The following is a 7,080-nucleotide window of genomic DNA, read 5'->3' as shown; positions in this document are numbered from 1 at the left end:
ACGGAGTTCGGATCTCTTTTCAATTTCCCCATTGAAAACACTCCTTTAGCTTTATACTTATTATTCTATCAAATAAAAAACTGTGTGAGTAAGGAACCGTACGTATTCCTTACTTACACAGTTTATATTACACTCCCCTAATTTTTGTTTTTATTCATCAGATTATTTAAAACCCGGTCCAATTCACGGCTAATCTGTAAGGTGTCAGGCGACTGAAGTCCTTTCTGATCCGCTGTTGCAATGAGTTTTTGTCTTAGTGCATCAATTACGACTGTCACGTCATCTCTTTCCAAACAATCGCCACTTTCTGTATAAGGGTGAAAACCTGCATTATTCTATGAATGTTTCAATTTCATAATCGGCTTTTAGATTTTCCAGCCATGTTGTATACTGGGCATTCATTTTTTCGTCAAACAATGTATCTTTTATTTTTTCTTTACTTTCCTCGTAATTTGCCTCTTTTGCTTCTTGCTTATCTGTTACTTTTATAATATGAAAACCATGTTCCGTTTTAACCGGATCACTAATTTGATTCACTTCAAGAGAGAAGGCGGCTTCTTCAAATGGTTCTGCCATTTCTCCTTTTCCAAAGAAACCGAGATCACCTCCAGCTTCTGCACTGGCGGTATCAGTGGAATATTCCTTCGCTAATGCTGCAAAATCTTCTCCAGCTTCTAGTTTTTCTTTTACTTCTTGAGCTGTGGCTTCATCTTCTACTAAAATATGACTGGCTTGCACTTGTTCCGCTTGGGCAAACATATCTTTATTTTCTTCAAAGTAGGTTTGCATTTCTTCTTCTGTAATCTCAATGTCAGAAGCCATCAATTTTTTTGTCAGCAGATACGTTTTAATATCACTTGTTACCATATCTAAAGTAATCCCGCTTGATTCCAGTGCTGTATTAAAACTCTCTTCTCCGCCATATGAATCGATAAAAATCTTGAGTTCCTCATCAATTTCTTCGTCCGTTACTGTAACATTCTGCTTTTCACTTTCTAATTGAATGACTTTATCATTTATTAGTGAATCAAGGGTACTAGCCCCATATTGGTTCATTAATAAATCGTTAAGCTCTTCCTCTGAAATTTCATTTCCATTTACGGTGGCAACTGCTTCTTCCCTTGAAAAGGCTACTCCCAGAATCACGGTAAGCATAACCATCATTCCGAGTATGATAAAAATCACTTTTTTCATTGTAATCTCCTTTTATTTGCTACATTTCTTTTTATAACCCTTGCTGATTGCTTGATAATGTTAACTTAACCGTAATGAGTTCTCCGTCACGATAAATGCCAAGTTCGACTTCATCACCGACATCAAGTTTTGTATATAAATACTTCCTGAGGGCAATAGAGTTTTGAACCTCTTCTCCATTTATAGAAACGATTACATCCTGAACCTCAATTCCAGCTTTTTTTGCAGCTGAGTTTGGGTCTAAATTTGTGACCACTGCCCCTGCGGTTATATCTTCAGGAAGATCCTGGATATACATACGCGGAATTTCTTCTAAGCTAGCTAAGCCAACGCCAATGTAGGGACGGACTACTTTTCCATTTTCAATAATCTCATTGACTATCGGAATAAAATCGTTGCTTGGGATCGCAAATCCCAAACCTTCCACACCATTTTCAGAAATTTTTAAGCTGTTGATCCCAATAACCTCACCTTTTGTGTTAATCAAAGCTCCACCGCTATTTCCTGGATTAATGGCTGCATCAGTCTGAATAACGTTAAATTCCCAATCTCCTGCAGAGGTTGAGACAGTAATCGCCCGGTCTACCGCACTGACAATCCCTTGAGTTACAGTCCTTGATAAGTCGAGTCCAAGCGGATTCCCGATTGCAAGTACTTGGTCTCCAGGACGTAGTGCAGATGAATCCCCAAAGTCAACGACTGATGTTACATTTTCAGCATCAATTTCGAGAACAGCCAGGTCTGTAAGTGCATCTGCCCCCACTAACTTAGCGGCCGTTTTTTCTCCATTATGAAGAGAAACTTCTACTTCATTGGCACCTTCAATTACGTGATTATTCGTAACAATGTAGGCACGATCCTCATCCTTCCGGAAAATAATGCCAGATCCTGTACCGGTTTCAACATTTTGACTGCTGTTTGAAAAATAATTTCTTTGCTGCTGGATATTGACGATTCCAACGACAGCCTGAGATGCCTTTTCCACGATATCTGCAATGGATCCTGCTTCATTTGAAACCTGTGTAGGTGTAATCGAAGCAGTATCAGCAGCCATTTCATTTGAAGAAACAGATGTATCTTTATTAGATGCTTCTTGGTCTGAAAAAGAATCGGTATAGGATACGACTCCTAAAGTTAAAGCAGAACCAATTACACCAGCTGTTAATGAAGATAAAAATGCTCTGCTTTTTGGTTTTCGCTTCGTCTCTTTCATTGGCTGTTCTCTGTTGCCTGTCGGCTCTTCAATTTGATGATCAGATGTAACTTGAGAGTCATCATCCATATGAACCATACATGTACCTCCTTATCAGGAATGTGGTTGCTGAGCAAGGTATATTCAACTTATTACTCTTGTGTACATGTATAGAATAGCGATTAATTATGACCAAACTATGAACAAACTTTTAAAAGACAGGGAAATATGAAAAAGCGTCAACTACATATTTGAAAGCAAAAAAATGGGCTTGCTATTATAACAAGCCCATTCACTAGCCTTATTTACAACAGGAACATAGACAATGCAGGAAAATAGGTGATGATTAACAGATCCACAACCATCACAATGATAAAAGGTACAACCGATTGGATTATCTTATCATACGAAACATTTGCAATCCCCTTCACAACAAATAGGTCTAACCCTACTGGAGGAGTAATCAATCCGATTGAAAGATTAACCACCATAATCAGGCCAAAGAAGACTGGGTCAATTCCTGCGGCGAGGGCAATTGGCAGCAGTAATGGAGTAAGAATTGTAATAGCCGCCGATGCGTTTAAGAAACAGCCCGCAATAAAGAAAATGATATTAAACATGATGAGAATCAGATATCTGTTTTCTGAGATACTTGTGACAAGCAATGACAGATATTGCGGAATTTGTTCTGCTGTTAAAAGCCACCCAAACAGATTCGCAGCGGCAATTATGAAGACAACCATTGCCGTCATCTTTCCAGCATTAATAAATGCTCGAGGGATATCCTCCCATTTCATATCCTTATAAATAAATTTGTTGATGATAAATGCATACGCTGCAGCCACCGCACCCGCTTCTGTCGGGGTAAAGATCCCGCCGCGAATCCCAAAGATGATGATTAATGGTAAGATTAGAGCTAATATTCCATCAAGAAAAGTCTTTTTGAATGAAGCAAATTCAAATTTTGCTACTTCTTCGGCATAATTTTTCTTTTTGGTCAGCCAATAATTTAACATCATGATCGATAAACCTATTAATATTCCAGGAACAATCCCGGCTGTAAACAAGTCTCCAATCGAAACGCCTGCCGTTACCCCATATACAATCATGGGGATGGAAGGCGGTATAACAACCGCAATCGTACCTGCACTAGCTACAGTTGCTGCAGCAAATCCTTTATCGTATCCTTTTTCCTCCATCATCGGAATCATCATTTTCCCTACAGCTGCGGTGTCAGCTGCTCCAGAGCCTGAAATTCCGGCAAAAAACATACTCGTTAAGGTTGACACTTGCGCTAATCCGGCTTTTAACCATCCTACGGTTGCAAAGGCGAATGCTGCAATTCGTTTTCCCATACTTCCAGACATCATTAATTCCCCTGTAAGCATAAAGAACGGAATGGCTAAAAGTGAAAATGAATCTACTGAAGTTATTAATCTCTGTGGAATTACTTCTAGGGGAATATAATAAATACTGGATAAAAAACCGGCAATCGATGCTAAAATCAGGGATATTGCAATGGGAACACCAATTAACATAAATAAAAATAGTACAACAAGAACGACAATGGCTACTGTCAATCTTATCTCCTCCTTCCTTAACCTACGCTGGAATTCTCATTGATTGGATCTACTTTTGCTGTCTTCCTTTTTCCGATAGTAATGTTTATAACACTTTCAATCGCATGAATAAGACAAATTATCGAACTGACTAATACTGCAGAATAAATGAGGGTCATATTCAACCCCATAGAAGGAGAAATTTGCTGACTCGTAAATTTTAAAATACTCCAACCGTACATGATTAAGAACACAAAAACTGCAGAATTTACAATTTCAATAAATAAACTAATCCGATTCTTCCATTTTTCGGGCGAATAATGATGCAAAAGTTCTACCTGTGCATGCTCTTTACTCTTATACACAACCCCAATGCCTAAAAACACAATCCATATAAACAAGTAACGAATTAGCTCTTCTATCCAGCTAAAATTAAAAATGGAAAAGTCAACCATCGGGAAAATATTTTGTACAAATGAACTCTGTAAAATGAAACGCGAAATTACTTGGTAAACAGTCGCTAAAAAAGCTACAGCAAATAGTATAATGATCAGCATTTTGCTGTATTTATTAATCGTTTCGCTCGTTTTGCCGAATATGTCCTTCAAATTCACCACACCTCCGCACCTTTACTTAAGGCTTTCGATTTTCTCAAATAGCTCCTTGCCCAGTGATTCTTCAAATTCTTCGTATACTGGCTGAACCGCTTCTCTAAAGGACTGAAGATCTGGGTTTTCTTCAATTTCAATATCACTGTTTCTTAAATTTTCCAGCAGTACCTCCTCATCCTCCAACGCTATTTGTCTTTGATAATCAATGGCTTCTTTTGCAGAGTCATTTATGATTTTTTGAAGTTCTGTGGGTAATGTGTCAAATGTGGTTTTACTCATGATAAATACGGCGGCGTCATAATTGTGATAGGTTAATGTCAAATATTGCTGTACTTCGTGAAATTTATTTAAATATATTTGAGCAAGCGGGTTCTCCTGGCCATCTACAACATTTTGTTCTAATGCTGTATAAAGTTCTCCAAATGGAATAGGAACAGGTGTCGACCCAATCGCATTAATAAAAGCAATATAAGGAGGAGATTCCTGTATTCTCAGTTTTAAATTAGCAGCATCTGCAGCAGTTTTGATTGGTCGTTCATTGTTAGTCATATGTCTCCAGCCATTTTCCATGAAACCTAAATTCATTAAGCCTCTATTAGCCAAATCGGCAGAAAGTTCCTCGCCAATCTCGCCATCCAAGACCTTAAATGCGTGTTCCCGGCTTTCAAATAGATATGGCATATTCAATACATTAAACTTTGGAGCAAAATTCGTAACAGGGGCAACAGATCCAATATGAAAGTGAATCGAGCCAATCTGCGCTCCTTCAATTTGATCTCTTCCGTTTCCTAGCTGACTGCTTGGAAAAATGTCAATTCGAATTCTTCCATCTGATTTGCTCTCGACTAATTCTTTAAATTTTATAGCACCTTTGTGGTAAGAGTGAGTCTCTGTCTGTAAGTGGCCTAATCTCAAAACATATTCTGCGTCTGTATTTTTTCCTGTTGCCAGATTTGCGCAGCCACTAATCACTAGCGTCAGTAAAATAATAAGCAGGGGTACATACTTTTTCATTTAAGATCCTCCCATACATTTTGTAAGCCCTTACAAATCCAAGCATTTAAAAATGATTATCTGGGTAATTTGAATCTATAATTCTAAAATTTATGCATAAGGAATCATTTTCATGTTGTATCATTTCGAGACAAATTAACTTATAATCTTTTAAAGTAAACCAACAACTAAAGACAACTCCTCCCTCCGTCACGGTATGGTTCAGTCACCCAACCACTAACTATATTCTATTTTTAATTTTCCAAAAAATCAATATTTTTTTAATCCAGAAGTAAATAATATTGATTCATGCTTCTGAACGTGGTTTAATGATTATATATACTGGTTGGGTCACCGAACCATTGCGTGTTGGTTGATCACTATGCACAGCTTACCTACATTTAAAAGGGAGGTATCGTTTTGAGTAATTTAGGTGCAACAATGAAACAAGAAGAATGCTCCTCTCCGCAAAATCCCCGTCAAAAACCAAAATCCCTCAAAATGAACAAAGGATTCATAAAAGGACTCGTTTTAACGGCTGTTTTAGCGATAGCAGCAGGATATTTAGCGGGATTTCCTTTTCTTTCCGTTATGGGAGTCATGATTATTTCTATTATCTTGGGAATGGGATGGAAAGGATTGATGGGAGTTCCTCAGGATTCTTTACCTGGAATCACATTTAGCAGCAAATATCTGCTAAGGGCAGGTATTATCTTAATGGGACTCAGACTAAATATTGAGGCGATTATTTCTGCTGGTATTTCTATTATTTTAATAGATGTTGCTGTTATTGTCTTCACCTTGATTATTATGTTATATATTGGAAAGTTGCTTTCCATTGATCCTCATCTTTCCGCTTTAATTGCAGTTGGAACAGCCGTGTGTGGTGCCGCAGCGATTGTAGCGGTGGCTCCTTTAATTGGAGCGAAAAAAGAATTAACGGCGATTTCAGTAGCCTTTATCGCTATTATGGGCACCATTGTCACCATTTTTTACACTTTTCTATATCCGGTCTTAGGGTTAGATTCCTACCAATACGGATTATTAACCGGAGCAACACTTCATGAATTAGCACATGTTATCGCAGCAGCGGTGCCAGGAGGAGATGTGAGCAGCGACACCGCAATCCTTGTTAAATTAGGCAGAGTGGCACTATTAATTCCCGTCGCACTGATTTTAGGTGTTTTGTTCAAGAAAAAGGAAATGAATACTCCTAAACATAAAAACAAGTTAAAAGATCTTCCTATTCCTTGGTTCATATTTGGATTTTTATTAATGTGTCTCGTCAATACAATGGGAATCTTATCAGAAAGTTTTACGCGAATGTTAATTGCTTTAAGTATATTCTTATTATCTATGGCTATGGCTGGACTAGGGTTAGGCGTTAATTTCTCAGAATTCAAAAAGCTGAATAATAAAGTTCTTATTACCGGTATCTCAGGATCGATTGCATTAGTCTGTCTTGGATTTATCATTACAAAAATTTAGGATGTTTCCCTGTTGAAAAGCAAAAATTCAAATGATTTAATAA

General features: G+C 37.7%; 7 protein-coding genes. 1 reads left to right on the top strand and 6 read right to left on the bottom strand.

All coding sequences use genetic code 11. The features are described 5' to 3' along the window. Positions 1 to 137: 137 nt before the first annotated feature. The 6 genes from MLE14_RS12735 to MLE14_RS12710 form a co-directional block, all read right to left on the bottom strand. A complete protein-coding gene (locus MLE14_RS12735) occupies positions 138 to 293 on the bottom strand; it encodes an aspartyl-phosphate phosphatase Spo0E family protein (RefSeq protein ID WP_243298758.1) in 156 nt (51 codons plus the stop codon). 37 nt (positions 294 to 330) lie between these two features. After that, positions 331 to 1,194, bottom strand: coding sequence for a peptidylprolyl isomerase (locus MLE14_RS12730; protein WP_279326307.1), 864 nt, complete (start codon positions 1,192 to 1,194; stop codon positions 331 to 333). A gap of 31 nt (positions 1,195 to 1,225) precedes the next feature. Continuing rightward, positions 1,226 to 2,485 carry a S1C family serine protease gene (locus MLE14_RS12725; RefSeq protein WP_390628797.1) on the bottom strand — a complete coding sequence of 420 codons (1,260 nt, stop codon included), beginning with the start codon at positions 2,483 to 2,485 and terminating at the stop codon, positions 1,226 to 1,228. Between the two features lie 206 nt (positions 2,486 to 2,691). Further along, complete coding sequence (locus MLE14_RS12720; protein WP_243298757.1) at positions 2,692 to 3,966, bottom strand: TRAP transporter large permease; 1,275 nt, start codon at positions 3,964 to 3,966, stop codon at positions 2,692 to 2,694. 17 nt (positions 3,967 to 3,983) lie between these two features. Then, the gene (locus tag MLE14_RS12715; protein WP_243298760.1) at positions 3,984 to 4,559 is read right to left on the bottom strand and encodes a TRAP transporter small permease; all 576 of its coding nucleotides are present in this window, start codon (positions 4,557 to 4,559) and stop codon (positions 3,984 to 3,986) included. A 15-nt stretch (positions 4,560 to 4,574) separates the two neighbouring features. Next, entirely contained in the window at positions 4,575 to 5,570 is a 996-nt protein-coding gene (locus MLE14_RS12710) for a TRAP transporter substrate-binding protein (protein WP_243298756.1), read from the bottom strand. A 399-nt stretch (positions 5,571 to 5,969) separates the two neighbouring features. Here MLE14_RS12710 and MLE14_RS12705 point away from each other — a divergent pair, with 399 nt between their 5' ends. Continuing rightward, positions 5,970 to 7,037, top strand: coding sequence for a YeiH family protein (locus MLE14_RS12705; protein ID WP_243298755.1), 1,068 nt, complete (start codon positions 5,970 to 5,972; stop codon positions 7,035 to 7,037). The last annotated feature ends 43 nt before the right edge of the window (positions 7,038 to 7,080 follow it).

This window comes from Bacillus litorisediminis (genome assembly GCF_022808645.1).
GTDB classification, from domain to species: Bacteria; Bacillota; Bacilli; order Bacillales; family JC228; genus Bacillus_BF; species Bacillus_BF litorisediminis.
Note: the sequence above shows the minus strand (reverse complement) of the source record. Positions and strands in the feature narration are given on the sequence as shown.

Bases quoted from the DNA above. Each gene is read 5' to 3' on its own strand.
- MLE14_RS12730 (WP_279326307.1), bottom strand. From the start codon at position 1,194: ATGAAAAAAGTGATTTTTATCATACTCGGAATGATGGTTATGCTTACC.
- MLE14_RS12725 (WP_390628797.1), bottom strand. From the start codon at position 2,485: ATGGTTCATATGGATGATGACTCTCAAGTTACATCTGATCATCAAATT.
- MLE14_RS12710 (WP_243298756.1), bottom strand. From the start codon at position 5,570: ATGAAAAAGTATGTACCCCTGCTTATTATTTTACTGACGCTAGTGATT.